We start from the raw sequence: 26,037 nt of genomic DNA, 5'->3' as shown, positions 1-26,037 counted from the left end.
ACCCACAGCATGACGAAACGGACAAGGGCCCTGCTGGGTTCCCTGGCCGCTGCCGCCATGATCAGCTTTGCGCCGGTGACGGCCAATGCTGACGGCTATTGGCAGTGCGTGCCGTTTGCCCGTCTGATGTCGGGCATCCAGATCTTTGGCGACGCTCGCACCTGGTGGACCCAGGCCGCCGGCAAGTACGACACCGGTTCGACCCCGAAGATCGGCTCCGTTCTCTCGTTCAAGCCTACCGCCCGCATGAACCTTGGTCACGTGGCCTTCGTCAGCCAGGTGCTGACCGATCGGGTCATCCAAGTTACGCACGCCAACTGGTCGATCATCGAAGGCGATCGCGGCCAGATCGAAAAGGACGTCACTGTCGTCGACGTCTCGCCCAACGGCGACTGGACGCAGGTCAAGGTCTGGTACGATCCGATCCGCGACCTCGGCACCAGCGTCTATCCGACCAACGGCTTCATCTACCAGGACGCCCAGGCGACCAAGATCGCCGTCGCGACTAGCAAGATCGCCATGGCCCAGAACGCCGTGGTCTCGGCCGCCAAGTCGGCCGCCAACCAGGTCGCCAACTCGGTCCGTTCCTCGCCGCTGGACATCATCGGCCAGGCCGCCGACTCGACCGATCGTATCGCCGCCCTGCTGGACGCCGCCGCCAATGGTGGTTCGTCGTCCAACGACAGCAGCAACAAGCAGAACGCTCCTCGCTAATTTGAGCGCGTTGACCTTAAGCACGGGCCGGGGCACACCCGGCCTGTAGCTAGGACGCGCGACCATGCTCAGAATCCTCCGTCACGGCGCTCCGGGCTTCGAAGCCGGCGGCTTGTCGCCTGACTGGCGCGTGCCGGCCGACGCCGTCTGGATCGAGCTGGTCGACCCCACCCGCGCCGAGGAAGTCGCCGTCGAGCAGTCGATCGGCCTCTTGCTGCCCACCCGTGAAGAGATGGCCGAGATCGAGGCCTCGTCGCGCCTGTACCAGGAGGACGGCGGCACGTTCATGACCGCCACGGTGCTGGTCAATGCCGACGGTGACCTGCCGACCGCCGCGCCCGTGACCTTCGTCCTGGCCGGCAACCGCCTGGTCACCATCCGCTATGTCGAGCCGCGCGCCTTCTCGGTGTTCGCCGCCCAGGCCGAGCGCCAGCCCAGCCTGTGCCCCAACGGCCTTCAAACCTTCCTGGGTCTGCTGGACGCCATCGTCGACCGCACCGCCGACATCCTCGAGCGCACCGCCGCCGAGGTCGAGGTGCAGTCGCGCGCCATCTTCGGCCGCCCGCGCGGCGCGGCCTTCGAGCAGATCCTCAACCGCCTGGGCAAGGCCCAGAACATCAACTCCAAGGCCCGTGACAGCCTGGTCAGCCTGGCCCGCCTGATCAGCTTCGCGGCCCTGGCCGAGCAGTTCGACGGCTCCAAGGACCTGCGCGATCACCTCAAATCGCTGCAACGCGACGTCCAGTCGATCACCGACCACTCCAGCTACCTGGCCGGCAACATCACCTTCCTGCTCGACGCGGCGCTCGGCCTGATCAACATCGAGCAGAATTCGATCTTCAAGGTGTTCTCGGTGTTCTCGGTGGTCCTGATGCCCCCGACCCTGATCGCCGGCATCTACGGGATGAACTTCGTGCACATGCCCGAGCTGCAGTGGCTCGAGGGCTATCCCATGGCGCTGGGCATGATGATCATGGCCGCCGCCGCGCCGGTGCTCTATTTCCGCAAGAAGGGCTGGCTCTAGAGGCTTCGGCCGCCCAGTTTGATGAGCCGGCGCATTTCGCGGGCCAAGTCTTCATGGCCATTTCTTTCGGCCGTCTCGATCGGCGTCTCGCCAAACGCATTGAGCATCGTACCGTCCGCGCCGGCCTTCAGCAGGATCTCGACAACGTGAGCGTGACCGCCACGGCCGGCGGCGTGCAGCGGTATGTCGCCCATATCGCCAAGCGCGTTGATTTCCGCCTTTAACCTCAGAAGGTCCCGGACATCATCGATCGCGCCGCTTCCCGCCGCCTTGTGCAGAAGGGTGTCGCCATCGTTGGGGCCGTTGTCGCGACTATGGATGGTCTCGAAAGTCCGTCGCCCCTTCGTTCGCACTTGATAGGGCCGCGCGATCTCCGCGAACGTACGCTCGGTGGCTGGATCGGACCCAGGCTGGGAAGGGCGTGACGACATGACTCGAGCCTAACCCGAGTGTGGCGCGAAAACCGCGACTTTCCGTCGCGCTCTGAACCATTGCTTAAAGACGATGTGACACGGTGGACGCCGTTTCCCGCGTATCCCATCAGCCTTATCCGAGCGTTCCCAGACCGCACGATGTCGACCGCCGCGTCCTCACGCCCCAGCTTGATCCGCAACCTCCACGCTTCCGTGGTGCGCGAGGTGCTGGAGGCGCATGGGCGCTACATCAAGGGGCTGCCCAAGGGGCGCCGGGCGGTGCTGCAGTATGTGAACCTCAACAACTACGAGCTGGACGGGGTCGATCTTTCCGAAGCCGACCTGACCGGCGCCCTGCTGGGCGGAGCCTCGCTGCGCGGCGCCAAGCTGGCGCGGGCCACGCTGTACGGCACGGATCTGCGCGACAGCGACCTGCGCGACGCCGATCTTTCCCGCTGCGACATGCGCGGGGCCTGCCTGCGCGGGGCCAATCTGGGCGGGGCGAACCTGGCCAATTGCGACCTGCGCGAGGGCGTCACCGCCGTGCAGGACGACGAGAAGGGCCTGCGGATCCTGCAGCACTCCACGCGGCCGGGCGAACTGGACTACGCCATGCTGCAGGGCGCCAACCTGAACGGCGCGCAGATGTCGGGGGCGTTCGCGCGCCAGGCCGACTTCACCGACGCCGATCTGTCGAACGTCACCCTGCAAGGCGCCAAGCTGACCAAGGCCTGCATGGACGGGGCGAACCTGTCGGGCGCCAACCTGCACAATGCCGAGATGTCCCAGGTGTCGCTGCGCCGCGCGGTGATGGTGGGCGTCGACGTCAGCGGCGCGGACCTGCGCGACGCCGACCTGACCGAGGTGCTGCGTGCGCCGCCGCCGATCATCTATGTCGACGACCAGCCCCTGCACGAGGTGCTGGAGGCCCACGAGCTGTTCTGCAAGACCGACGGCCGCGAGGGCAAGGTCGGGGTGCTGACCGACGTCGACTTCCGCCCGCTCAAGCGCCTGAAGGACCGCAAGCTGTCGGGCCTCTACGCGCCCAAGGCCGTGTTCTTCGGCATGGACCTGGAAAACGCCCAGCTGCAGGGCGCGAACCTGGCCGGGGCCGATTTGCGCGGCGCCAAGCTGAAGGGGGCCGACCTGCGGGGCGCCCGCCTGATGGGCGCGCAGATGTCGCGCGCCGACCTGACCAACGCCAAGCTCGGTCCGCTGAAGATCGCCGAGGACCGGGTGATCCGCACCGACCTGACCCGCGCCGTGCTGCGCGGCGCCAATATGCGGGGCGTCAGCGCCCCGCGCGCCCGCTTCATCGAGGCGGACCTCTCCAGCGCCAAGCTGGACGGCGCCGACCTGACCGGCGCCGAGATGCCCGCCCGCGGCGTCTGAGTTTTTCGTCATCCCGCCGTGTGCGGAGTGACACGCTCCCGACAACTGACCTCGCCACGCTGCCCGATGGGGGATGACGCCCGCGGTGGCGTCATTGGGCGAGGAGACAAGACATGATCCTTATGCTCGCGGCGAGCGCCGCATCGGCGACGCCGGCGTTCACGGCCCCGACCCTGACCCAGGATCGAACGGTGGTCGGCGTGGCGGTTCTCAGCGCGCCTCGCTACCAGGGATCGGACCGCTACCGCCTCGTCGCCGTGCCGGTGATCGAGCTGCGGTACGGTCGTTTCTTCGCCAATCCGCGCAAGGGGGTCGGCTATCAGCTGGTCAAGACCCACAAGCTGACCGTGTCGGCGGCCGCGACCTATGTGCGCGGCTATCGCCCGGCGGATGCGCCGGTCGGGATCGGGCGCCTGGCCAGCGGCGCGGGCGCGCGGCTGGCCGTCGATTACAAGACCCACGGCGTGCGCCTCACCCTGGGGACGACCAAGATCCTGTCCGGCGGCGTTGACGGCGCCCTGGTCGATGGCGGCGTCTCGGTCTCCGTCCCGCTCTCTCGGCGCCTGGCCCTGATGCCGGGCGTCTCGGCGACCTGGGCCGATCGCCGCTACAACGACCGCTATTTCGGCGTGACCGGGGTCCAGTCCGCGGCCTCGGGCCTGCCGGTCTTCCATCCGGGCGGCGGGGTCAAGGACGTGACGGCCAGTCTGGCGGCCGTCTACCGCGTCAACGATCGGATCAGCCTGATCGCCACCGGGGCGCTGGCCAACATGGTCGGCGACGTCAAGGACAGCCCCATCGTCCGAGACCGAACCCAGACCTCCGGCGTCGTCTCGATGACCTATCGGTTCTAGCGGATCTCCGTGCACTGAAGCCTTGCGGTGGGCGTTAACCTTGGTGTTGATGCACGCGAACCTCTGGAGTCTTCGATGTCGCGTCTGTCCTGGATCGCCGCCGCCGCTGGCGCGCTGACCCTCACCGCCTTGGCCGGGAGCGCCCAGGCGGCCGCGCCGCGCTTCGAGAAGACGGCCTGTGCCGGCGACTACAAGGGCGTCGATCTCAAGGTCCAATGCGGCAATCTGATCGTCGACGAGACGCGCGGCGATCCCAAGACCCGCCGCATCAAGGTGGCCGTCGCCATCGTCAAGGCGGCCCAGCCCAAGGCCGGCCTGCCGCCGGTGGTCTATCTGCACGGCGGTCCGGGCGGCTCGGCCCTGAAGGGCGTGCCGCGCATGCTCAAGAGCAAGACCTCGCGCGAGTTCGTGGCGGCCGACCAGGACTGGATCTTCCTCGACCAGCGCGGCGGCGGCCTGTCGGACCCGAACCTGGACTGCCCCGGTACGAACCTGACCGACGCCGGCCCGCCCTCGCAAAAGGACGCCGACGGCATCGTCGCCTGCCTCAAGGCCTTCCAGGCCAAGGGCGTGAACCTGTCGCGCTACAACGCCGTCGAGGTGGCCAAGGACGTCCAGGACCTGCGCCAGGTGCTGAAGCTGCCGCTGATCGACCTCTATGGCGGTTCGTACGGCACCCGCATCGAGGCGGCGATCCAGACCCACGCGCCGCAGGGCGTGCGGGCGGTGGTCCAGGACTCGCCCTGGCCGCCCGAGGCCGACTGGACCGTCGGCGGCCCGGCCATGGTCTCCAGCTCGATCGACATCGTCATGGCCAAGTGCGCGGTCGTGGCCGAGTGCGCCAAGCGTTATCCCGACCTGAAGGCCAAGCTGGCCGTGGTCGCCGAGCGCTGGCTGGCCGGCCCGCAGACCATCGACGGCAAGACCTATAACGCCGACGATCTGGGCGGCTATCTGATGGACGCCAGCTACTTCACCGCCGGGGTGCTGCCGCGCGACCTGTGGAAGATCATCCAGGGCGACGTCTCGCCGGTCGAGGGCTTCGTCGAGAGCCGCGACTACTACAGCGAGGGCCAGTTCATGACCCACCTGTGCAAGGAAGAGATCCCGTTCGAGGCCCGCGCGGACGTCGCCAAAGGGACCGAGAACGACCCGGTCGCCCGCCTGATGGTGGTGTCGATGCAGCGCATCCACGATGTCTGCAAGGCGATCGACGTCGGTACGATCTCGCCGGTCGAGCAGCAGCCGGTGAAGACCGCCATCCCGACCCTGTTCCTGGCCGCCGAGATCGATCCGGGCTGCCCGCCCGAGCTGACCAAGGCCGCGTCCAAGGGCTATCAGGGCTCGCAGGTGGTGATCGTCACCAACGCCACCCACGGCGTGTCGCGCAACAGCCCGTGCGCCCGCAAGGCGATCCGGAACTTCTTCCAGAACCCGACCAAGCCGGTCGATCGCAGCTGCCTGCCGGCGGCCGATACGCCGATGAGCTTTACGTACGAGTAGGCTTCCAGAAACAAAGCCGAACCATTTTCGCCTTGAATCCCTTTTAGCAGCGCCGCGCTCCGCCGACGCCGCTGTGAGGACTTCTTGACGACGACGCTTGATCGCCGCGCCGCCTTGGCGTTGCTGGCCAGCGGCGCCCTGGCGCCGGGGCTGGCGTCCGCCGCCGCGCCTTTCTCGTTCGACCGGGTGAAGGCCCGCGCCAAGGCGCTGGCGGCCAAGCCCTATGTCCCGCCGCCCGCGCCGCCGCCAGAAGTCCAGGCGATGGACTACGACGCCGCGCAAGGCGTCGGCTTCTATCGCGAGAAGATCCCGCTGTGGGGCGGCGACTGGGGGATCGAGCTGTTCCCCTTGAGCCGGGGCGTCTCCAAGGCCGTGGCCATCAACCTGGTCGAGAGCGGCCGCGCCCGACCGTTGGCCTATGACCCGGCGATGTTCTCGTCGCGCGAGGACAGCCCGTTTCGCAAGTTGCCGGCGACGGCGGGCTTCGCCGGCTTCCGGGCCATGAGCCGCGACGACCGGGGCGAGTGGCTGGTGTTCCACGGCGCGTCCTATTTCCGCTCGCCCGCGCCGTTCGGCCAGTACGGCCTGTCGGCCCGCGCCATTGCCGCCGACACCTACGCCGTCCAGCCCGAGGAATTCCCCGACTGGCGCGAGGTCTGGCTGGAGAAGGACGCCCAGGGCCGCTTGGTCATCCACGCCCTGATGGAGAGCCCCGGCATCGTCGGGGCGTACCGGTTCGTCAACGACCGCAACGGCCTGGCCCTGACCCAGACGGTCGAGGCCAGCGTCCATTTCCGCCGCGCCTTCGATCAGATGGGCGTGGCGCCGCTGACCAGCATGTTCTGGTTCGGCGAGGATCGCGGCGGTCCCGACTGGCGCCCCGAAATCCACGACAGCGACGGCCTGGCGATCTGGACCGGCTCGGGCGAGCGTATCTGGCGGCCGCTGTCCAATCCGACGCGGGTGGTGACCAGCACCTTCAGCGACGAGAACCCCAAGGGCTTTGGCCTGATCCAGCGCGACCGCGACTTCGAGCACTATCACGACGACCAGGCCCGCTCCGAGCGCCGGCCCAGCGTCTGGGTCGAGCCGATCGGCAAGTGGGGGCGGGGCACCGTCCGCCTGGTCGAGATCCCGACCGACAACGAGACCAACGACAACATCGTCGCCTTCTGGACGCCCGAGGCGCTGGTGAAGGCCGGCAGCAGGATCAACCTGGCCTACCGCCTGCACTGGACCGGCGACGTTCCCTCGTCGTCCAGCGACCTGGCCCGCGTCGTCGCCACCCGTACGGGCCGGCCGGGTGAGCCGGGCAAGGACGGGGAAGCGACGGGCCGCAAGATCGCCGTCGAGTTCCGGGGCGAGAACCTCCTGGCCCTGCGCACGGCCATCGACATCCAGGCCGACGTCACCGCGCGAGGCGGCCAGATCCGCCTGCTGTCGCACTATCCGGCCGACCGCCGCGAGGACGAGACCGACGCCTTGTGGCGGGTGGTGTTCGACGTCGCGCCCGATGGCGCGGAACCGGCCGATGTCCGCGTGGTGCTGCGGCAGAATGGTCGCGCCCTGAGCGAAACCTGGACCGCCTTGGTTTTTCCGGCCCCGGCCGGGAACTAAACGCCGCCTGAAACCTTTCGGCCTCGCTTCCGCCGCGTTGATTGCAGGGAAGCCGGGGGCCGGGGGGCCATCGAGTGAACGGGCTTTCTGTTGATGCAAAGCGTAATGTGGCCGGCCGACGCGGTTCCGACGGAAGCGCCCCTGGCCATGCCGACCCAGTGCCTGAGCGCGGCCCCCGAGCAGCGTCCGATCCAGACGCTGGATCTGCGTCGTCGTCGCGCGATCTTGCTGGTCTTCACCATCGTGCTGAGCCTGGCCGCCAGCGTGGTCATGGCCATGGCCTTCGCGGCCGACCGCTTCACGCTGCTGGAGCTGGTGGCCCTGCCGCTATTTGCCAGCCTGTTTGCCTGGACCGCCTTCTCCTGCGCCTCGGCCGTCGCCGGCTTCGTGGCGATGTGGCGCGAGGATACGACCCGCGAGGGCGCCGCGCCGCGCCTGACCAGCCGCAACGCGGTGCTATTGCCGGTCTATAACGAGGCCCCGGGGCCGGTCTTCGCGCGCCTGGCCGCCATGCTGGAATCGCTGCGCACGGCCGGCGCGCTGGAAAACTTCGACGTCTTCGTGCTCAGCGACACCCGCCAGCACGCGGTCGCGGTCGAGGAACGCGAGGCCTACGACCAGCTGTGCGCCCGCTTCGCCGGCCAGGCCCGCATCCACTATCGCCGCCGCGTTGAAAACACCGACCGCAAGGCCGGCAATATCGCCGAGTGGGTCCGTCGCTGGGGCGGGGCCTATGACCACATGGTGGTGCTGGACGCCGACAGCCTGATGACCGGCGACACCCTGGTGCGCCTGGCCGGAGCCATGGAGGCCGAGCCGGACCTCGGTTTGCTGCAGACCGTGCCGATGATCATCAACGCCCGCACCCTGTTCGCGCGGCTGGAACAGTTCGCCAGCCGCCTGTACGGCCCGATGTTCGCGCGCGGCCTGGAATGGTGGAGCGGGGCGGAGTCCAGCTACTGGGGTCACAACGCCATCATCCGGGTGAAGGCGTTCGCCGAGCAGGCCGGCCTGCCGCACCTGCGCGGGCCGCGTCCGTTCGGCGGGGCGATCATGAGCCACGACTTCGTCGAGGCCGCCCTGATGCGCCGCGCCGGCTGGGAAGTGCGCCTAGCCTCGCGCCTGGGCGGCAGTTACGAGGAAAGCCCGCCCAGCCTGATCGACCAGATCGTCCGCGACCGCCGCTGGTGCCAGGGCAACCTGCAGCACATCGCCGTCATCGCCGCGCGCGGCCTGCACCCCCTGAGCCGTTTCCACCTGCTGCGGGGCTTCTCGACCTACCTGACCGCGCCGCTGTGGCTGGGCCTGCTGATCGTGGGCCTGCTGCTCTCGGCCTTCCCGTCGTTGGCGGGGGCGGAGGCGGCGACCATTTCCGCGTTTGAACAGACGCCGACCGGGCTGGTGCTGACGGTGTCCCTGGCCCTGCTGCTGGCCCCCAAGCTGATGGCCTGGGCGCTCTTGCTGCGCACCGGCCAGGCGTCGGGCTTCGGCGGCGGGACGCGAGCCTTCTTCAGCGTCTGTTTCGAGACCGCCGTCTCGACGATGATCGCGCCGATCGTGCTGTTCGCCCAGACCCGCTCGGTGATCGAGATCCTGACCGGCCGCGACTGCGGCTGGGCGACCCAGCGCCGCGACATGGACCGCGTGACCTTGTCGGACACCTTCCGCGCCCACCGGCAGGAGGCGGTGTTCGGCCTGGTCCTGGTGCTGGTCGGCCTGATCTTCGCGCCGGAGGCCTTCATCTGGATCGCGATCCCGGCCCTGGCCCTGACCTTCGCCTTCCTGCTGTCGGCCTGGACCGCCGAGGACGCCGACGACCTCATCCTGCTGGAGACGCCCGAGACCCGCCGGCCGCCGCGCCTGCTGGACCGGGCGCTGAAGCTGCGCTCGGCCGCCACGGTGGCCAGCCTGGCGTCGTCCAACGCGCCGGCGATCTCGCTGCCCCTGCCGGCCGGCCTGGGCTACGAGACCGCCTGAGGCCTCACATCTTCTTCTTGAGGGGCAGCAGGTCCGGATAGACCGCGTCGCGCTTCTGGGCCTTGGCCGTGAAGGCCTCGGCCATGTGCGGGCCTGAGAACATGCCGGTCTGCCAGGTGGCGATGTAGTCCAGGGCGTCGGCGATGGTGTGGTCGCGGGCGTAGTTGATCATCACCTTGCTGCCGGCCACGGCCAGCGGCGACTTCTGGGCGATCTCGCGGGCGGTCGCCAGGGCGTGATCGACCAGGGCCTCGTGGGTGTCGAACACCTCGTTGACCAGGCCGATCTCCTTGGCGCGCTGGGCCGGCAGGCGGCGGCCGGTATAGGCCAGCTCGCGCACCCAGCCCTCGGGGATCAGTTTGCACAGGCGCGGGAAGGTGCCGACATCGGCGGTCATGCCGATGTTGATCTCCTGGATCTGGAAGAAGGCGTCGGCGCTGGCGTAGCGGATGTCGCAGGCGCTGATGAAGTCGACGGCCCCGCCGATGCAGCCGCCCTGGATGGCGATGATCACCGGCATGCGCGCCTTGTCCAGGCAGCTGAAGCTGTCCTGCAGCACGTGCACGAAACGACGGAAGCTCTCGCCGGCGACGTGGCGGTCGCCATCTCGGTTAGCGGTAACGCCCTCGTCGTCGGTGAACACCGAAAGATCCATGCCGGCGCTGAAGTGCTTGCCGGTCGAGGAGATCACGATGCAGCGGGCCAGGGCGTTGTCGTCAATATGTTTTACAATTGCGGGAAGCTCGTTCCAGAACGGCCGTGTCATGGTGTTCATGGCGTCGGGCCGTTTCAACTGGATATGCGCGACACCGGCTTCGATCTCGACCTTGAAACAGCTATAGTCCGCCTGATCTTGACCGCTCATGTCCTGGCGCTCCCTTATCATTGATAACGGACTATCGACCGGGGCGAGGGCGGGGACAACATTGACCTGACGGAAGAGGAACTCCGCCATGACCACCCGTAAAATCTCCGCCGCTCTCGCGATTGCCGCCACGGTTGGTGGGCTGGCCGCCGCGCCCGCTCCGGCGCTGGCCCAGTCGCGTGGCCTGGGCGGCCTGTTCGCCTGCGAAGGCTCGGGCGGCAAGCAGGAGGGCGGCGCCCTGATCGGCGCGGCCGCCGGCGCCCTGCTGGGCAACAAGGTCTCGAAGAAGAACAAGACCATCGGCACCCTGGTCGGCGCGGCCGCCGGCGCGGCGGCGGGCGGCTATATCGGCTGCCGCATGCAGTCGACCGACGCCAACATGGCTGAGCAGGCCACCAAGAAGGCCCTGGAAACCGGCGTCGCCCAGACCTGGTCCAACAGCCGCACCGGCAATTCGGGCCGCATCGACGTGGTCTCGTCCAGCTACGGCCCGCCGATCGACGGCCGTAACCTGCGCTACGCCCAGGGCGTGCAGAGCCTGCCCAGCTATGAAGCCTCGGGCGGCGCCTATGTCTCCAACGCGAACGCCAACCTGCGCGCCGGTCCGTCGACCAGCGCCAAGGTGGTCGGCAAGGTCACCACGGGCGAAACCTTCGACGTGTTGGGCGTGGTCCCGACGGGCAAGTGGGTTCTGGTGGGCCGCAGCGGCTACGGCGTCGGCTACGCCGCCTCGTCGCTGATCCGCCCGACCGGCCAGCAGGTCGCCAGCTGCCGCGTGATCACCGCCTCGGTCGCCGGTGGCGGCCAGGGTGCGTCCAGCCAGCGCTACAGCGCCTGCAAGGACAACCGTGGTGAGTGGCAGGTGACGCAAGCCTAAGGTTTGGGGGCCTAAGGCCTAAAGGTCCACCACCTCGCACTTCAGGGTCTGGCGGATACGGTCCGCCACGATCCTGCGGTGACAGCAATTGGGGTCGTCCTCGTAGCAAAGGAGGGCGACCCTTTTTGTTTTGGCCAGTTCTGTCGCCTGGGCCAAGGCCAGCACCGCCTCGGGCTCTTCCAGATGGGCGTTGAAGATCTGGCGCATCTCGTCGGTGCGGCCGGCGCGGGCGGCCTCGCGGCCCGGCTTGGGCGTGCCCAGGGGCCTAAGGTGCAGATAGTCGATGCCCTGGTCCTTGAGGCTGTTTCCCAGCAGAGTCTTGGAGAACCCGGCCTTGCGCGAGCTGGCCACGGCGCGGACGTCGAGCACGAGCTCGACATCGGCCGCCTTCAGCCGATCGATCATGCCGCCCTGCGTGTCGGTCTCGTAGCCGATGGTGGCGAGCTTATTCACGAGAGGCTCCATGGACGGCGAGGGTCGGGAAGCCTACCTTAAGCCTGATAACTCTTTGGGAGCCACGCCAATGGACGCGGCCGTCTTTCGCGAACCTCGCAAGCGCGCCGTGGCTGTGGCCGGGGGCGAGATCGCGGCCCTGGAGTTCGGGCCGACGGATCGGCCGATCGACGTCGTCTTCGTCCACGCCAACGGCTTCAACGCCCAGACCTACCGCGTGCTGCTGTCGCCGCTGGCGGCGGGCCTGCGGGTCCTGGCTATCGACCAGCGCGGCCACGGCGAGACGACCCTGTCGGCCAATCCCGACGGCCGCCGGTCGTGGCGCGACCTGAAGGACGATCTGGTCGGCCTGCTGGACGCCCTGGACGGTCCGCCGCTGGTCCTGGCCGGCCACTCGATGGGCGGCACGGTCAGTCTCCTCGCGGCCGCCGAACGCCCCGACCGCGTGAAGGGCCTCGTTCTGCTGGACCCGGTGATCATGCCGTGGCTGGCCACCCTGTACGCCAAGGCGCCGTGGACCTCGGGCCGGCTGTGGAAGCACATGCCGCTGGTCCAGTCGGCCCTGCGCCGCCGGGCGGTGTTCGACACCCGCGAGCAGGTGTTCGCCGGCTACAAGGGCCGCGGGGCCTTCAAGACCTGGCCCGAGACCATGCTGGCCGACTATGTCGCCGGCGGCTTCCACGGGCGTGACGACGGCAAGGTCGAGCTGGCCTGCGCCCCGGCCTGGGAAGCCTCCAACTACGCCGCCCAGGCCCACGATCCGTGGCGCGCCGTGCGCCAGGTCAAGGCGCCGGTGCGGATCCTGAAGGCCGAAAAGCACTCGACCTGCCACGCCAGCGACGGCTTCGCGCGACGCGGCAAGGATGTGCGGATCGAGGTGGTGGATGGCACGAGCCACTTCCTGCCGATGGAACGGCCGGACGTGGTGCGGGACGCGCTGTTCGACATGGCGACGGCCTAGAGCGCCAACCCCTCCACCTCGTGCTTCGCCAACGCCGTCCGCGCCGCGTCGGTGACCGGCACCACCTTGCGGGCGTCGAGGTCGAAGGTGATGGCCACCGCTTCGGAGGTGCCCCAGGGCTGGCCCGTCGCCGGGTCCAGCATCCAGTGGACGACGCGCATGGTGCGGGCGTCCGTGCCCATCAGGCCCGAGCGGATGTCGACGCGGTCGCCGGCGCGGGGCCAGGCCAAGTAGGCGATGCGGTATTCGAGGACCGCGCCGCCCATGCGGGCCGGCTTGTGCTCGGCGTGCTCGACCACGACGTCGCGGAAGGGGTGGATGAAGGCGCCGATGCCGTCCGAGACCCGGCCGATGAACTGCTCGGCGCGCATCCGTCCGTACACGTCGCAATCTGACGGCAGCAGGCCGCCGAGACCGATGCGCGGGAGGTTCAGCTGGTCGGCGCGCTCCAGGCTGGCGGTGGGCTCGAAGGGCGACAGGTTGATGCTGCGGGCCCGGGCCTTCTCGGGCGCCTCGACCTTCAGGGCCTGCGCGCGGTCGCGGGCGACCTGGGGCCAGGGGAACGGCTGGCCTTCACGCGGGGTGGCGTGGACGACGGTGGTCTGGAAGGTCGCCGCCAACTCGCCCGAGGCTGGGTGGATCAGCAGTTGCAGGATCTTCGCATCCGTCTCGCCCATCTCGATCACCCCGCCCAGCATGGTGAGCGGCGCGCCGGCATGGGCCTCGCGCAGGAAGCGGATGTGGTGTTCCTTCACGAGGAGCGTGGCGTTGGCGTGGGGTGAGAAGGCGTTGGCCAGGCCCAGCTCGGCGGCCATGCCGATCAAGCCCTCCATTGCGCGCACGACGTAGTGGCGCACGTTCATGTGCCCCATCTCGTCGCAGTCCCAGGTATTGACGCCACCGCGCCAGATCTCGACGCCGGGAAGGACTTCAGCGGTCATGCGGCGTCTCGAACGAGGGTGAACGGTCGTTCGAGTCTAGCGGGCTTTGCTCAGCTTCGGCAATCGGCGCAGAGGCCGTGGGCCTCGATCGTCACGGCGGTCAGGGCGTAGCCGGCCGCGGCGCCGGCGGCGATGATCTCGGCGCTGGCCCTGGGCTCGATCTCGCGGGTCGCGCCGCAGCAGTCGCAGATCAGGAAGGCGGCGGCGTGGCCGTCGGCCTCCTTGCGGCAGGCGACATAGGCGTTGAGGCTCTCGATCCGGTGGGCAAAGCCCTGCTTCTCCAGGAAGTCGAGGGCGCGATAGACGGTCGGCGGCTTGGCCGGCGGGCCGTCGCCCCCGAAGGTCGAGATCAGGTCATAGGCCTTCACCGGCTGGCCGGCCTGCAGCAGCAGCTCCAGCACCCGGCGGCGCGGGGCGGTCAGGCGTTGCTCGGCGGCCGAGCAACGGGCCTCGGCCGCGTCCAGCTCAGCGGCGAGCGCGGCGCCGCCGACGCCGTGATTGTGATGATCGTGTCCGCAGGAGGTCGCGCCGTGAGCCATGGCCTAGAGGTAGAGGGCCGCGCACATGTTCGCAACTACCAGGGGGTTTTGGCGGTCAGAGCCTGCTCGACCGAGCACTGGGCAGCGCTCTTGCGGACCTCGGCCAGCTCGGCGCGCACGGCGTCGACGTCGTCGCGGAAGGCCTTGGAGCCATGCAGCGCCGCGACCAGGGCCGAGGCGTTGGTGCGGCCGGCCTCGATGGCGCTGGCGTTGTGCACGCCGCAGACCACGCGGCTTTCGCCGAAGGCGCGGGCCCGGGTCAGGATGGCGGTGGCGTGGGCCGGATCGGCCTCGGCCAGGATCAGGCCCACGGTCCAGCCCCAGGTGGTGTGGCCCGATGGATAGTCCGGGCTCTTGGCCAGGCCGTCGGTCTTGTCGACGCAGATCGGACCCTCGTCGATCAGGTAGGGCCGCTTGCGCTGGTAGAGGTCCTTGGGCTTGTTGACCGCGTCGCCGACGTCGAAGCGGATCTTCATCAGAAGCGCGGTCAGCTTGGGCAGCTTCTGCGGATCGGGCGTGAAGCCCATGGCGCAGCTGAAGTCGGCGACGATCTTGCGCTCGTCGACATCGTTCTGGGCCAGGCTCCAGCGCGGGCTGTCCTTCAGGGCGCGGGTCGCCAGGAACACCTTGCGGTCGGCCTCGTAGCGCGGCTCGCCTTCCTTGGGCGCGGGCGGCAGGACTTGGGCGGTGTCGATGGCGCCGGCGGGCAGGTAGCCCTTCTGCGCGGGAGCGTCCTGGCGGGCGAAGGCCAGGCCCGAGGCGGCCAGAACGATGGCCGCGCCGGCGGCCAAAGCGAGCTTGATACGCATGAAGACGATCCCCGAAAGTCGAGCGGGCAACCTGCCTCCGCGATGTGGCGCCCGCAAGACAGGTTAGAGCAGAGGAGCGCCGAGCAGGTTGGCCTGGGCCGTGCAGCGGGCCGGATCGGGTGGGGTCGCCTTGGCGCGGGCCGCGTCCAGCTCGGCGCGGACGCCGGCCAGGTCGGCCTTGAAGGCGTCCGAGGCCCACAGGGCGGCGAACAGGTTCTCGGCGTTGCGTTTGCCGGCCTCGACCGAGCTGGCGTTATGCACGCCGCAGACGATGCGGCTTTCGCCAAAGCCCCGGGCGCGGGCCAGGATCGCCTCGGCGCGGTCGGGGGCGGCTTCGGCCAGGATCAGGCCCACGGTCCAGCCCCAGGTCGAATGGCCGGACGGGTAGTCGGGCGACATCGAGAAGCCCAGGCCCGGCTTGATGCACAGGGCGCCCTTCTCGGACCGGAACGGACGCGGGCGCAGGTACTTCATCTTCGGCCCCGACACCGCCGAACGAACGTCGCCGCTGACCCGCAGCAGCATGGCGGCCAGCTTGGGATTGCTGTCTTTCGTCGGGGTGAAGCCCAGCGCGCAGGAGAAGCCGTCCATGACGTTCTCCTCGACATTGTCGGCCTGGGCCAGGGTCCAGCGCGGCGTGCCCTGCAGGGCGCGGGTGGCGCGGAAGATCTGGCGGTCCTTCTCGGCTTCCGGAGAGCCCTTGGCGGGCGGCGGGGCGAGGTGATCGCGCGCGTCGAAAGCGCCCTTGGCCAGATAGCGGTTCGGGCTGGCGGCGTCGCCGCTCAGCGTGGCGCAGCCCGTCAGGGTCAGGACGGCGGCAAGGGCCAGAACACGCATAGAAAAAGGGCCCCCGGAGAAAACTCCGGGGACCCTGCATTTTCAGTAGAGTCGGATCAAGCTTACTTGCCGAACAGCTTGTTCCAGCGCGGCTTTTCACGGCCTTCCCAGGCCTTGCGCCAGTAGGCGTCCGAGGCGATCAGCGGAACGACGGTGGTGGCTTCGGCGAAGACCATCTGTTCGTAGGTGGTCGAGACCTTGCCCCACGAAGCGGCTTCCTTCAGCGTCGACGACGAGCAGGCGCCGTCGCGCACGTCGGCGACCGTGATCTGGATGGCGTACTTGTGCATGTCGGCCTCGACGCCGAGGATCTCGGCGCAGACGACGGTGTCTTGAGCGAAGTTCTTGGGAACGCCGCCGCCGACCATGAACAGGCCCGTGGTGCCGGCCGCGATCTTGACGTCCGTCAGCTCACGGAAGTCGGCGACCGCGTCGATCATCAGGTAGGGCTTCTTCTCGGCGATCTTTTCCTTCTGGTGCTTGACCAGACCGAAGCCGGCCGAGCTGTCGACGAAGGCCGGGCAGAAGATCGGCACGCCTTCTTCGTAGCAGGTCTGGATCAGCGAGCCTTCCTTCTTGGCGTTGCCTTCGGCCAGCCACTTGCCCATCTCCCAGATGAACTCGCGCGAGGAATAGCCGCGCGGCTCAAGCTGGTTGCACAGCTCCAGGATCGTGTGATCGCAGGCCTGCAGCTCTTCTTCGTCGATATAGGTGTCGTAGATGCGGTCGATGTAGTTGTCGCGCAGGACGTTGTCGTCGACCGGGCCGGCGGCCTGATAGTGCTTGAAGCCGAGGGCTTCGAAGAAGTCCATGTCGACGATGCTGGCGCCGGTGGCGACCACGGCGTCGATCATGCCGTTCTTCACCATGTCGCGGTACACGTGCATGCAGCCGCCGGCCGAGGTCGAACCGGCCAGGATCAGCCAGGTCGAGCAGCCCTTGTCGGCCAGGGCCATGTTGAAGATGTCGGCCGCGCGGGCGGTGTCGCGCGAGCTGAACGACATCTTGCGCATCGAGTCGATGATCGGACGGGCGTCATAGCTGGCGATGTCGACGTGCTCGACGACCTTCTGCAGCAGTTCGGCCTTTTGATTGTTCGGAACGGGAGCGTTCATGACAGAGGTTCCTCTGAAGGTGAGCGCCCGTCGTGACCCCGCTTAAGTCGCCGGGACGGAGCGACCGGCGAGGGGACTGAAGGTGGCGCTATATAGAGCCTTTGTGACGATTATCGAGTCCTGATCCGCATAAACGCACGGATTGAAGTCTGGAGCCCGGCGGCGTCGAGGCGGCGGTACAGCGACAGGCCCAGCCAGGCCGCGATCAGCGTCAGGGCGGCCAGGGTCAGGGCGTCGCAGACCGTCTCCAGCGGTGAGCGGATGATCCGGGCCCGGTAGGTATGGACGCCAGGTTCGGCGACGAAGGACAACAGGCTCTCGCCTCCGCTGGGCTGGGCCTCGACGACCGGATCGCGGCCGGCCTCGACGCGGGTGACCCGCCAGGTCGGGAAGTGGTAGCGGCGCAGCACGATGCGGGTCGGGCGGGCGGCCTCGACGGCGACAGCGAGACTGCCGTCCGGGAACAGATTGGCAGCCGTGACCTTGGCGCCGTCGGTCTCTGCGGCGGCCAGCGGCAGCCCGGAAAAGCCGCTCATGCAGAACGGATCGGCCATATAGCGGGGGCCGCCGCCGAAGCTGGCCGGCAGGTGCTCCTCGGGCGCGCGGTGGCAGGCGATCTCGCGCGTGGTCTGGGGCGTGGCCTTGTCGCCGACCTGCAGCAGATGGAAGGCGATGGCCTCCTTCTGCATCGCAAAGCCGCGCGCAGTCGGGACGGCGGCTGCGATCAGTAGCACCACCAGCAGCCAGCGCCGACCACCTTGGGCGGCGGCCAGGACGATGGCGGTGACGGCGGCGAACTCCATGCCCAGCAGCAGGCGGTAGGGGAACTGGGCCTTGGCCAGGACCTGGCCGGTCAGGCCGTGCCAGGGCCAGGGCAGGGCGTAGAGGGTAAAGGCGATCAGCACACCGGCGCCCCAGGCCAGGGCCTCGCGCCGGGGCGAGGAGAGCTTGCGGCCGGCTGCGGCGACGATTGCCGCCAGGGCCGCGCCCGCGACGCCGTAGGCCAGCCAGGCCATCGACGTCGAGAACGGTTGCTGAGGCCAGCGATGCGGGGTGATCAGCGCCCAGTCATAGGGATCTGTGCCGGTCCACATCGTCCGCATCAAGGCCAGCTTCTGCATCGCGAGGGCCGGGCCCAGATAGCTGGCGGCGGCCGCCAGGCCCAGCAGACCGGCGGTGGCGCAGCGCAGCAGGACGGCGCGGCGCTGGTCCTTCGGCGCGTCCAGCAACTGGTAGGCGACATAGGCCGGCAGCACCGTCACGCAGATCAGCATGGCGATGGCCAGGTGCGACATGACCAGAGCGGCGAAGGCCAGGGCGGCGCCGGGGATCCAGGCCCACGACCGCGCCGCGCGCTCCAGGCACAGAGCCAACAGGGGCAAGGTGGCGTAGGCCATCGTCTCGCCGATCGAGCCTCGGACATAGACGCTGACCAGGTGATACGGCGCGGCGACATAGATCAGCGCGCCGACCAGGGCCCAGGCGTCGCCGGCCCGCGACCGCAGCCAGGCGTACATCGCCGCGCCCGAGCCCAGCACCATCAGATAGCTGGCCCAGGCCAGGATCATGGGGTGGTCGATGGTCCCGAAGGCATAGCGGACGAAGGCGGCGACGTAGAAGGCCAGCGGCGGATAGAAATAGAACGACGACGCGCCCATGCCGTCCCAGGCCCCGTGCAGCCAGCGCGGCGGGAAGTGGCCCTGGGCCAGGGTGTTGTTGAATTCCTGCACCCAGACGGCGTTGAACACGTAGCTGTGGGTGAAGCCCGCGCCGTGGCCCAGGTCGTGACGCAGCAGGCAGAAGCTCTGGAAGGCCAGGACCAGCAGGACGACCGGCCAGCGCAGCGTCAGTTTCGACATCGGGCTACTCGAAAAAAGGCGGGGCTTTTAAGACCCCGCCTTCGTCATTTCGGTCGTCTTAGCGACGGCGCTTGCGCTTGCCCGCCGCGCCCTTGGGACGCGAGAAGCGAACGATCTTGCGCTCTTCATTCTCCTGGCGGACCGCCGGGATCGAGCGCTTGGCCAGGCCGTACATCGAGGCCATCGGGGCGTCCTGCACTTCCGCGGTGTCGGTCTCGCCGAAGCCGTTGAAGCGGGTCGACATGGCGACGCCATAGGCGCCCAGCATGCCGATCTCGATATAGTCGCCCTCGTCGACGCTTTCCGGCAGATAGAACGGGCCGGGCATGTGGTCGACGCTGTCGCAGGTCGGGCCGTAGAAGCGGAAGGGCTTGAGGCCTTCTTCCACGACTTCGCCGTTCTTGCGGAACAGCTTCACCGGGAACGGCCACTTCATGTGCGCGGCGTCGAACAGCGAGCCGTACGACCCGTCGTTCAGATACAGCGCATCGCCCTTCTTCAGCTCGACCTTGACCAGCAGCGAGGAAGCCTCGGCGACCAGGGCGCGGCCCGGCTCGCACCACAGCTCGGTGGTCTCGTGGACCATCATCTCGGCGAAGCCACGGTCGATGGCGGCCAGATACTCGGAGAGATCCGGCGGGACCATGCCCGGATAGATCGACGGGAAGCCGCCGCCGACGTCGACGACATCGGCCAGCACGCCGGCGCGGACCAGAGCACGCGAGGCCTGGGCCATCGCCGCCTGGTACGCCGTCGGGCGCATGCACTGGCTGCCGACGTGGAAGGACACGCCCATCAGGTCCTGGGTGGCGCGACGGGCGGCCAGCAGCAGGGCAGGGGCGTTGTGCGGCTCGACGCCGAACTTGCCCGACAGGCTGTAGGCCGCGCCCTCGGCCTGCACGCCCATGCGGACGATCAGGTTGAGGTCCTTGGCCTGGCCGGTGGCGTCCAGGATCTTGGCCAGTTCTTCGTGGGTGTCGAACGAGAAGGTCTTCACGCCGTGGTCGAAGTACGCGGCCGAGATGGCGACGCGGCTCTTGACCGGGTGCATGAAGGCCATGCGCGAGCCCGGGGCGTGTTCCGCCACCGTCTCGATCTCGTTCAGCGATGCGACGTCGAAGGACCGGACACCGGCCGCAGCCAGGTCACGGATCACCCACGGCGAAGGATTGGCCTTCACCGCATAAAAGACGTCGCCTTTAAATTCGGACTGGAACCAGCGCGCAGCTACGGAAACCGCGTCAGGCCGCACGAGTGCGACGGGACGTTCCGGTGACCGCTCACGGACCAGGTCCAGGGGAGATTGGTACGTGCGCAATTCACGTAACCCCCTGTTGGAAGTTAAACCCAGGCCGGCGTTAGCAGCGTTTTAGAGGACTTCGGGTCCGCCGGAGCGAGCGAAATAGGGTCATTGTTCCGGGATGTAAAGACCCTTTTGCAGCCCCGGTTTGGGGCGAATTGATCCACTGGTCGTCACAAATCCATTGCGAACCTTCCCCAAACCGGAGATCGCATTTCCCAAGCACCGAAACCACGTTAAGGATTCGCCCCGACCATGACGTCGGACCCAGTTCTCTCGATCCGCGCTGCGTCCAAGACTTTCGGGTCTAGGCGCGCGCTGGACCAAGTCTCCCTCGACGTTGCGCGGGGCGAGATGATCGCGCTCATTGGCCCTTCGGGCTCCGGGAAATCCACGCTTCTGCGCTCGATCGACGGTCTGCAGACCATTGATGAGGGCGGCGGTGTGATCACCGCCTTCGGCGGGCCGGTGCAGGCCAAGGGCAAGGTGTCCAGCGATGTGCGCAAGGCGCGCATCCGCATCGGCTTCATCGCTCAACAGTTCAACCTGGTCGGCCGGCTGTCGTTGTTCAGCAACGTGGCGCTCGGCTCGCTGGGCCGGATTCCTTTCTTGTCTGGGCTGTTCGGCCGCTGGCCGAAAGAAACCCGCGAGGCGGCCATGGCGGCCCTGGCCCGCGTCGGCGTGGCCGACTACGCCGCCCAGCGCGCCAACACCCTGTCAGGCGGCCAGCAGCAACGCGGCGCGATCGCCCGCGCGCTGGTCCAGAAAGCCAAGATCATCCTGGCCGACGAGCCGGTGGCCTCGCTGGACCCGGTCTCGGCCCGCAAGGTCATGGAAATCCTGCGCGACCTGAACAAGACCGACGGCCTGACGGTCGTCGTCACCCTGCACCAGGTCGACTACGCCCTGCGCTACTGCGACCGGGTCGTGGCCCTGAAAGCCGGCCAGAAGGTCTATGACGGCCCCGCCGCCGGCCTGAAGCGCGACAAACTCATCGATATCTACGGCCCGGAATTCGAGGACGTGTTCTGGGAAGGAGCCCCGCAATGATCAGCCGTCGCTCGGCCATCGTAATCGCCGCCAGCCTGTCTGCCCTGGCCCTCGCCTCGTGCGGCAAGAAGCCCGAGGCCGCCGCGGGCGCCAAGGACACGGTCACCTTCTCGATCCTGTCGACCGAGTCGGCCCAGAACATGGAGGGCTACTGGAAGCCCATCCTGGCCGACATGGAAAAGCAGACCGGCCTCAAGGTGAAGCCGTTCTTCTCGTCCAACTACTCGTCGCTGATCGTCGCCATGGGCGCCAAGCAGACCGACCTGGGCTGGTTCTCGAACCAGTCGGGCCTGGAAGCCGTGCGCCGCTCGGGCGGTGAAGTCTTCGCCCGCACCTTCGATCCGTCGGGCACCGACGGCTACAAGTCGGTGATCATCGTCCCGGCTGACAGCAAGCTGACCCTTCAGGACCTTCTGAAGTGCGACAAGACGCTGAACTTCGGCATCGGCGACAAGAAGTCGACCTCGGGCACCCTGGCCCCGATGACCTACGTGTTCATCCCGGCCGGCGTGAAGCCCGAGAACTGCTTCAAGACCGTGCTCAGCGCCAGCCATGACGCTAACCTGGCGGCCGTGGCCAACCACAAGCTGGACGCCTCGACCAACAACACCACGGCCCTGCGCCTGAACGCCGTCCGCTCGGACAACAAGACCGGCAAGGTCAAGGTGATCTGGGAATCGCCGACCCTGCCGGAAGACCCGATCGTCTGGCGCAAGGACCTGGATCCGGTCGTGAAGGAAAAGCTGCGCCAGTTCTTCCTGACCTATGGCCAGGGCGACACGCCCGAGGCGGCCACGCAGCGCGCCAACCTGGCCAAGCTGTCGATGGGCGGCTTCAAGCCGGCCGACGACAGCCACCTGCTGGTGGTGCGTGAGATGGAAGCCCTGGAGCAGCTGGGCCTTGCCAAGGAAACCGGCGACCAGGCCAAGATCGCCGCGGCCCAGAAGAACCTGGACGGCATCAAGGCCGAGCGGGTCGCCGCCGAAGGCAAGGCCGGCGCCGTGCCGGCCGCGCCGCCGGCTAACTGAGCCTTTTCATGCGCGAGACCATTCCGGCCCCGCCCTCTCTGGCTCCGCCTAAACGCTCGACGACGGCCATGGCCTTCGACGCCCTGATCTGGGGCGGCGTGGCCATGCTGCTGATCATCAGCTTCAAGCCGGCCGAGATCGACAAGTTCCCGCAGCTGTTCACCGAAGCCGGAAGGATGCAGGAGTTCGCGCGGGGCTTCTTCTCGCCGTTCACCGATCCCAAGGCGTTCATGGCCGCCGACTGGGGCCTGTACGTCGGCAAGATGTGGCAGACGATCCAGATGGCGCTGTGGGGCACCTTCCTGGCCATCATCGTCGCCATTCCGCTGGGCCTGCTGGGCGCGGGCAACATCACGCCCGTGTGGATCCAGCAGCCGGTGCGCCGCGTGCTGGACCTGATCCGCTCGATCCCCGACCTGGTGGTGGCGCTGATCTTCATCACCGCCGTGGGCCTGGGGCCGTTCGCCGGCGTCATGGCGCTGATGTTCAACACCGGCGGCGTGCTGGCCAAGCTGTTCGCCGAAGCCGTCGAGTCGATCGACAAGGGCCCGGTCGAGGGCGTGCGCGCCACCGGGGCGGTCAAGCTGCAGGAGATCGTCTGGGGCGTGATCCCGCAGGTGGCTCCGCTGTGGACCAGCTACGCGCTGTATCGCTTCGAATCGTCCAGCCGCGCCGCGACGGTGCTGGGTCTGATCGGCGCCGGCGGCGTCGGCCAGGTGCTGCTCGATAGCGTCAACGCGTTCCAGTACGACCAGACCGGCTGCATCGTGCTGGTCATCGTGGTGGCCGTGTCGCTGATCGACCTGCTGTCGCAGATCATCCGGACCCGACTGCTGTAGACGCCCCGCAATGGGGACGCCGCAAACGTCCGGAACCGTCCGAAATATCCAGGGCGCGCCGACCAACCGTCGGCGCGCCCTTCTCGTCTCAGGTGTGCTTCGTCCCGAAAATGAGGCGAAAAAGTGTCACTCCCGACCGTAGTCATCGAACAATGTTATCGACGATAAGTGCATGAATTCCATGTCCTTACGTGTATCTGGTAACGATGTTATCGCGACATCGGAGTCTAATTGGGAGTTGCGCCGGCATTTCAGCCTGGAAACATTTTTGGCGGCTGCTCGCGCCATGGGCGAACTCATTCCGGATATTCGTCGACAGCTGCAAATGCCGCATATTTATCACGTCTTAAAACGTACACATCCGCGTCACTGAACCATCACTGCATAGGGACTATCCCCCCGGCCAACCAAAACAGGGGTGTTTCCTATGCGGAACTATTTCGGTGGAGCGGCGACCGCCGTTCTCATGATGGCGATGGCCCAGAGCGCCTATGCCGCCGACGCGACGCCGGCCGATGACGGCACGTCCCTCGAGCAGGTCGTCATCACCGCCACCAAGCGTGAGACCAACCTTCAAAACACGCCGATCGCCGTCTCGGTCCTGAGCGCCACGGCCATGGCCGACCGCCACGCCGAAAGCCTGATCAGCCTGATGGACGGCGCTATCCCGTCGCTGCGCGTCGCCACCTTCGAAGCGCGCCAGTCGGCCCTGACGGTCGGCATCCGCGGCATCGTGCCGTTCGACGCCAACCAGACCGCCCGCGACCAAGGCGTCGGCGTCTATATCGACGGCGTCTATCTGGGCCGCCAACAAGGCCTGAACGTCGCCCTGCTGGACCTGGAGCGCGTCGAAGTGCTGCGCGGCCCGCAAGGCACGCTGTTCGGCCGTAACACCGAAGGCGGCGCGGTCAGCATCGTCTCGAAGGGCCCGTCGGGCGTGGCCGGTGGCCGCATCGTCGCCGGCGTCGGCAACTACGGCGCCTACACCGCCGAGCTGCACCAGGACTTCCAGGAGTTCAACGGTCTGTCGTTCAAGGTCGACGGTCTGCTGCAACACCAGGACCCGACCATCAAGAACCCGATGGCGGGCCAAGCGGGCTGGAACCAGTACGACCGCAAGGGCGGCCGCATCCAGGCCCAGTACAAGCCGAACGACAAGTTCAGCGCCCTGATCGCCGTCGACTACGCCAAGGACGAGAACACCCCGTTCTTCAGCCAGCTGATCAACTACAACCCCTATGGCAAGCGCGTCCGCACCCTGGCTGAAGTCACGGCCACGGCCAGCGCTCCGGCCGGCACGATCAACCCGCTGGCCCCGCTGGTGAAGATCCACACCGACCGCCAGAAGGTCTCGGACATCGGCACCGTGCAGCAGCCCAGCGTCGACGAGACGGGCGGCGCCATGATGACGCTGAAGTACAACGTCGCCCCGAACCTGCAGCTGCGCTCGATCACGGCGGCCCGCGCCGTCGCGACGAACCAGTGGGACAACTCGGGCGTCGAAGCGCGTAACGTCTTCGCCCCGAACGCCACCTTCGGCCGCTACAGCCTGTCGGACCTGTATCAGAACCAGTACAGCCAGGAATTCCAGGCTGTCGGCGACTTCGGCGACACCTTCGAGTACGTCGCGGGCCTGTACTACTTCAAGGAACACGCCAAGGAATCGGCCGCCACGCCGTTCACCAACCAGTGGAACGCCGACGGCACCGCCTACACGATCCGTTCGTCGGCCGGCACCTCGAAGGCCGCCGCCGGCACCGCCGGCTGGGAACGCGGCACGCGCTTCCTGACCCGCGCCTCGCAAGCCGACGCCGAGAGCTACGCCATCTACGGCCAGGGCACCTACACCCCGGCGACGATGGAAAAGCTGCACCTGACGGTCGGCGGTCGCTACACCAAGGACAAGCGCGACGGCACGCTCTACATCGTCAACGGCAAGGCCACGAACTTCACCTTCACCTACGACAAGGGCCGCTTCGACCCGCTGGTGAACCTGGCCTACGACGCGGCTGAAGGCGTCAACCTGTACGCCAAGTTCTCGACCGGCTACCGCGCCGGCGGCGCCAACGACCGCTCGCAGACCTTCCAGGCGTTCGACGCCGAAAAGGTCAAGGCGTACGAAGTCGGCGCCAAGATGGACTTCCTGCAAAACCGCGTCCGTCTGAACCTGGCGGCCTACGCCATGGATCGCACCGGCACCCAGATCGACTTCGACAACGTCGACACCACCCCCGGCAGCCCGACGCAAGGCGCGCACACCGAGGAAACCCGCAACGCGCCGGGTACGTCGAAGATCAAGGGCTTCGAAGCGGACCTGACCGCCCAGGTGACCGACCAGATCGTGGTCGGCGTCTCGTACGCCTACACCGACGTGAAGGTGCCGGCCGCGCCGTTCCCGTTCACCGGCAACGCCGACGTCCCGCAAGGCACGCCGTTCCCGGTCAACGTGGTCTACACGCCGCCGAACGCCGCCTCGGCCTATATCGACTTCAAGCAGCCGGTCGGCTCGATGACGTTCAAGGCTCACCTGGACGCCAACTACGCCGACGCCCAGTACTCGTTCCAGACCGAGTTCGCCGACGTCTCGCCGACCGGCAAGCTGGTCCAGAACGTGGCCGTGAAGGGCGACAGCAGCTTCATCGTCAACGGCAACCTGACCCTGGGCGACATCGCCATGGGCGACGCCGGTTCGGCCAGCCTGTCGCTGTGGGCTCGCAACCTGCTGAACGAGTCGCACATCTACCGCATCTCGGCCGCCAACCGCGGCACGATCGGTGACTATGCGAACTTCAACCCGCCGCGCACCTACGGCATCGAACTGCGCGTGAAGTACTAGGATACCTGACGAAGGGCGGCTCGGTGAGCCGCCCTTCCGACCCTTGAGTAAAGCGTCCGGCACTCGTCGGTAGACGGATTTTCTTTGTGACGTTTGGCAATGGTCTTGTTGCTGGAACGACACAGATTAACCGGCTGAAAACACTTGTCGTTTGGCTGTCATAAATTGGTGGCTGAACCGTCACGTACCGCCGTTATCCCGCAAACATCCTGATCCCGCCCAGCACGGGTGAGA

Annotated in this window: 24 protein-coding genes; 14 read left to right on the top strand and 10 right to left on the bottom strand. The window is 67.7% G+C overall.

All coding sequences use genetic code 11. The features are described from left to right. The first annotated feature begins 9 nt into the window (after window positions 1-9). Both AC07NF_RS22530 and AC07NF_RS22525 read left to right on the top strand, forming a co-directional pair. A complete protein-coding gene (locus tag AC07NF_RS22530; RefSeq protein ID WP_494627094.1) occupies window positions 10-714 on the top strand; it encodes a CHAP domain-containing protein in 705 nt (234 codons plus the stop codon). A 64-nt stretch (window positions 715-778) separates the two neighbouring features. Next, window positions 779-1,738: a magnesium transporter CorA family protein gene (locus AC07NF_RS22525; protein ID WP_454718095.1), complete on the top strand. Its 960-nt coding sequence runs from the start codon at window positions 779-781 to the stop codon at window positions 1,736-1,738. Here AC07NF_RS22525 and AC07NF_RS22520 read toward each other — a convergent pair. After that, a complete protein-coding gene (locus AC07NF_RS22520; protein ID WP_494627096.1) occupies window positions 1,735-2,169 on the bottom strand; it encodes an ankyrin repeat domain-containing protein in 435 nt (144 codons plus the stop codon). The genes AC07NF_RS22525 and AC07NF_RS22520 overlap by 4 nt on opposite strands. A 141-nt stretch (window positions 2,170-2,310) precedes the next feature. Here AC07NF_RS22520 and AC07NF_RS22515 point away from each other — a divergent pair, with 141 nt between their 5' ends. From AC07NF_RS22515 to mdoH, 5 genes are all read left to right on the top strand, one after another. Further along, window positions 2,311-3,543, top strand: a complete 1,233-nt coding sequence (locus AC07NF_RS22515) for a pentapeptide repeat-containing protein (protein ID WP_494627098.1) — start codon at window positions 2,311-2,313, stop codon at window positions 3,541-3,543. Between the two features lie 113 nt (window positions 3,544-3,656). Beyond that, window positions 3,657-4,397 carry a MipA/OmpV family protein gene (locus tag AC07NF_RS22510; protein ID WP_494627100.1) on the top strand — a complete coding sequence of 247 codons (741 nt, stop codon included), beginning with the start codon at window positions 3,657-3,659 and terminating at the stop codon, window positions 4,395-4,397. A gap of 75 nt (window positions 4,398-4,472) precedes the next feature. Continuing rightward, a complete protein-coding gene (locus tag AC07NF_RS22505; protein WP_494627102.1) occupies window positions 4,473-5,900 on the top strand; it encodes an alpha/beta hydrolase in 1,428 nt (475 codons plus the stop codon). 84 nt (window positions 5,901-5,984) lie between these two features. After that, window positions 5,985-7,517, top strand: a complete 1,533-nt coding sequence (locus AC07NF_RS22500) for an OpgD/OpgG family glucan biosynthesis protein (protein ID WP_494627104.1) — start codon at window positions 5,985-5,987, stop codon at window positions 7,515-7,517. 93 nt (window positions 7,518-7,610) lie between these two features. Next, a complete protein-coding gene (gene mdoH / locus AC07NF_RS22495; RefSeq protein ID WP_494627106.1) occupies window positions 7,611-9,494 on the top strand; it encodes a glucans biosynthesis glucosyltransferase MdoH in 1,884 nt (627 codons plus the stop codon). A gap of 4 nt (window positions 9,495-9,498) precedes the next feature. Here mdoH and AC07NF_RS22490 read toward each other — a convergent pair whose 3' ends face one another. Beyond that, window positions 9,499-10,359, bottom strand: coding sequence for a crotonase/enoyl-CoA hydratase family protein (locus tag AC07NF_RS22490; RefSeq protein ID WP_492815583.1), 861 nt, complete (start codon window positions 10,357-10,359; stop codon window positions 9,499-9,501). An 88-nt stretch (window positions 10,360-10,447) separates the two neighbouring features. On the opposite strand from AC07NF_RS22490, the gene AC07NF_RS22485 reads away from it, so the two are divergent. Beyond that, the gene (locus AC07NF_RS22485; protein WP_492815582.1) at window positions 10,448-11,236 is read left to right on the top strand and encodes an SH3 domain-containing protein; all 789 of its coding nucleotides are present in this window, start codon (window positions 10,448-10,450) and stop codon (window positions 11,234-11,236) included. Window positions 11,237-11,254: 18 nt separating this feature from the next. Here AC07NF_RS22485 and AC07NF_RS22480 read toward each other — a convergent pair whose 3' ends face one another. Then, window positions 11,255-11,689 carry a DUF488 domain-containing protein gene (locus AC07NF_RS22480; protein WP_494627108.1) on the bottom strand — a complete coding sequence of 145 codons (435 nt, stop codon included), beginning with the start codon at window positions 11,687-11,689 and terminating at the stop codon, window positions 11,255-11,257. 70 nt (window positions 11,690-11,759) lie between these two features. On the opposite strand from AC07NF_RS22480, the gene AC07NF_RS22475 reads away from it, so the two are divergent. Then, window positions 11,760-12,650 (top strand): alpha/beta fold hydrolase, encoded by an 891-nt coding sequence (locus AC07NF_RS22475; protein ID WP_494627110.1) that lies wholly within the window; start codon window positions 11,760-11,762, stop codon window positions 12,648-12,650. Here AC07NF_RS22475 and AC07NF_RS22470 read toward each other — a convergent pair. The 7 genes from AC07NF_RS22470 to AC07NF_RS22440 all read right to left on the bottom strand — a co-directional run bounded on the left by AC07NF_RS22470 (window position 12,647) and on the right by AC07NF_RS22440 (window position 20,068). After that, window positions 12,647-13,591, bottom strand: coding sequence for a thioesterase family protein (locus AC07NF_RS22470; RefSeq protein WP_494627112.1), 945 nt, complete (start codon window positions 13,589-13,591; stop codon window positions 12,647-12,649). The genes AC07NF_RS22475 and AC07NF_RS22470 overlap by 4 nt on opposite strands. Before the next feature lie 50 nt (window positions 13,592-13,641). Next, the gene (locus AC07NF_RS22465; RefSeq protein ID WP_492815578.1) at window positions 13,642-14,130 is read right to left on the bottom strand and encodes a transcriptional repressor; all 489 of its coding nucleotides are present in this window, start codon (window positions 14,128-14,130) and stop codon (window positions 13,642-13,644) included. Between the two features lie 35 nt (window positions 14,131-14,165). Further along, entirely contained in the window at window positions 14,166-14,939 is a 774-nt protein-coding gene (locus tag AC07NF_RS22460) for an acid phosphatase (protein WP_494627114.1), read from the bottom strand. A 63-nt stretch (window positions 14,940-15,002) separates the two neighbouring features. Continuing rightward, complete coding sequence (locus AC07NF_RS22455; protein WP_494627116.1) at window positions 15,003-15,776, bottom strand: acid phosphatase; 774 nt, start codon at window positions 15,774-15,776, stop codon at window positions 15,003-15,005. A 62-nt stretch (window positions 15,777-15,838) separates the two neighbouring features. Then, on the bottom strand, window positions 15,839-16,891 hold the full coding sequence (locus AC07NF_RS22450) for a 1,9-bis(guanidino)-5-aza-nonane synthase (RefSeq protein WP_494627119.1): 1,053 nt from the start codon (window positions 16,889-16,891) through the stop codon (window positions 15,839-15,841). A 110-nt stretch (window positions 16,892-17,001) separates the two neighbouring features. Next, a complete protein-coding gene (locus AC07NF_RS22445; protein ID WP_494627121.1) occupies window positions 17,002-18,750 on the bottom strand; it encodes a 6-pyruvoyl-tetrahydropterin synthase-related protein in 1,749 nt (582 codons plus the stop codon). 58 nt (window positions 18,751-18,808) lie between these two features. Further along, the gene (locus tag AC07NF_RS22440; RefSeq protein WP_494627123.1) at window positions 18,809-20,068 is read right to left on the bottom strand and encodes a type III PLP-dependent enzyme; all 1,260 of its coding nucleotides are present in this window, start codon (window positions 20,066-20,068) and stop codon (window positions 18,809-18,811) included. A gap of 237 nt (window positions 20,069-20,305) precedes the next feature. Here AC07NF_RS22440 and phnC point away from each other — a divergent pair, with 237 nt between their 5' ends. The 5 genes from phnC (at window position 20,306) to AC07NF_RS22415 (ending at window position 25,803) form a co-directional block, all read left to right on the top strand. Continuing rightward, window positions 20,306-21,100 (top strand): phosphonate ABC transporter ATP-binding protein, encoded by a 795-nt coding sequence (phnC, locus tag AC07NF_RS22435; RefSeq protein WP_494627125.1) that lies wholly within the window; start codon window positions 20,306-20,308, stop codon window positions 21,098-21,100. After that, the gene (phnD, locus tag AC07NF_RS22430; RefSeq protein WP_492815571.1) at window positions 21,097-22,128 is read left to right on the top strand and encodes a phosphate/phosphite/phosphonate ABC transporter substrate-binding protein; all 1,032 of its coding nucleotides are present in this window, start codon (window positions 21,097-21,099) and stop codon (window positions 22,126-22,128) included. Before phnC ends, phnD begins: the two co-directional genes overlap by 4 nt. Window positions 22,129-22,136: 8 nt before the next feature. After that, window positions 22,137-22,967 carry a phosphonate ABC transporter, permease protein PhnE gene (gene phnE / locus AC07NF_RS22425; protein ID WP_492815570.1) on the top strand — a complete coding sequence of 277 codons (831 nt, stop codon included), beginning with the start codon at window positions 22,137-22,139 and terminating at the stop codon, window positions 22,965-22,967. Between the two features lie 172 nt (window positions 22,968-23,139). Further along, window positions 23,140-23,340, top strand: a complete 201-nt coding sequence (locus AC07NF_RS22420) for a hypothetical protein (RefSeq protein WP_494627128.1) — start codon at window positions 23,140-23,142, stop codon at window positions 23,338-23,340. A 54-nt stretch (window positions 23,341-23,394) separates the two neighbouring features. Further along, window positions 23,395-25,803 (top strand): TonB-dependent receptor, encoded by a 2,409-nt coding sequence (locus AC07NF_RS22415; protein WP_492815568.1) that lies wholly within the window; start codon window positions 23,395-23,397, stop codon window positions 25,801-25,803. Window positions 25,804-26,037 lie beyond the last annotated feature (234 nt).

The sequence above is a fragment of the Caulobacter sp. GW821-FHT10A06 genome (genome assembly GCF_059415805.1).
This window is presented reverse-complemented; position numbering and strand designations above follow the sequence as displayed.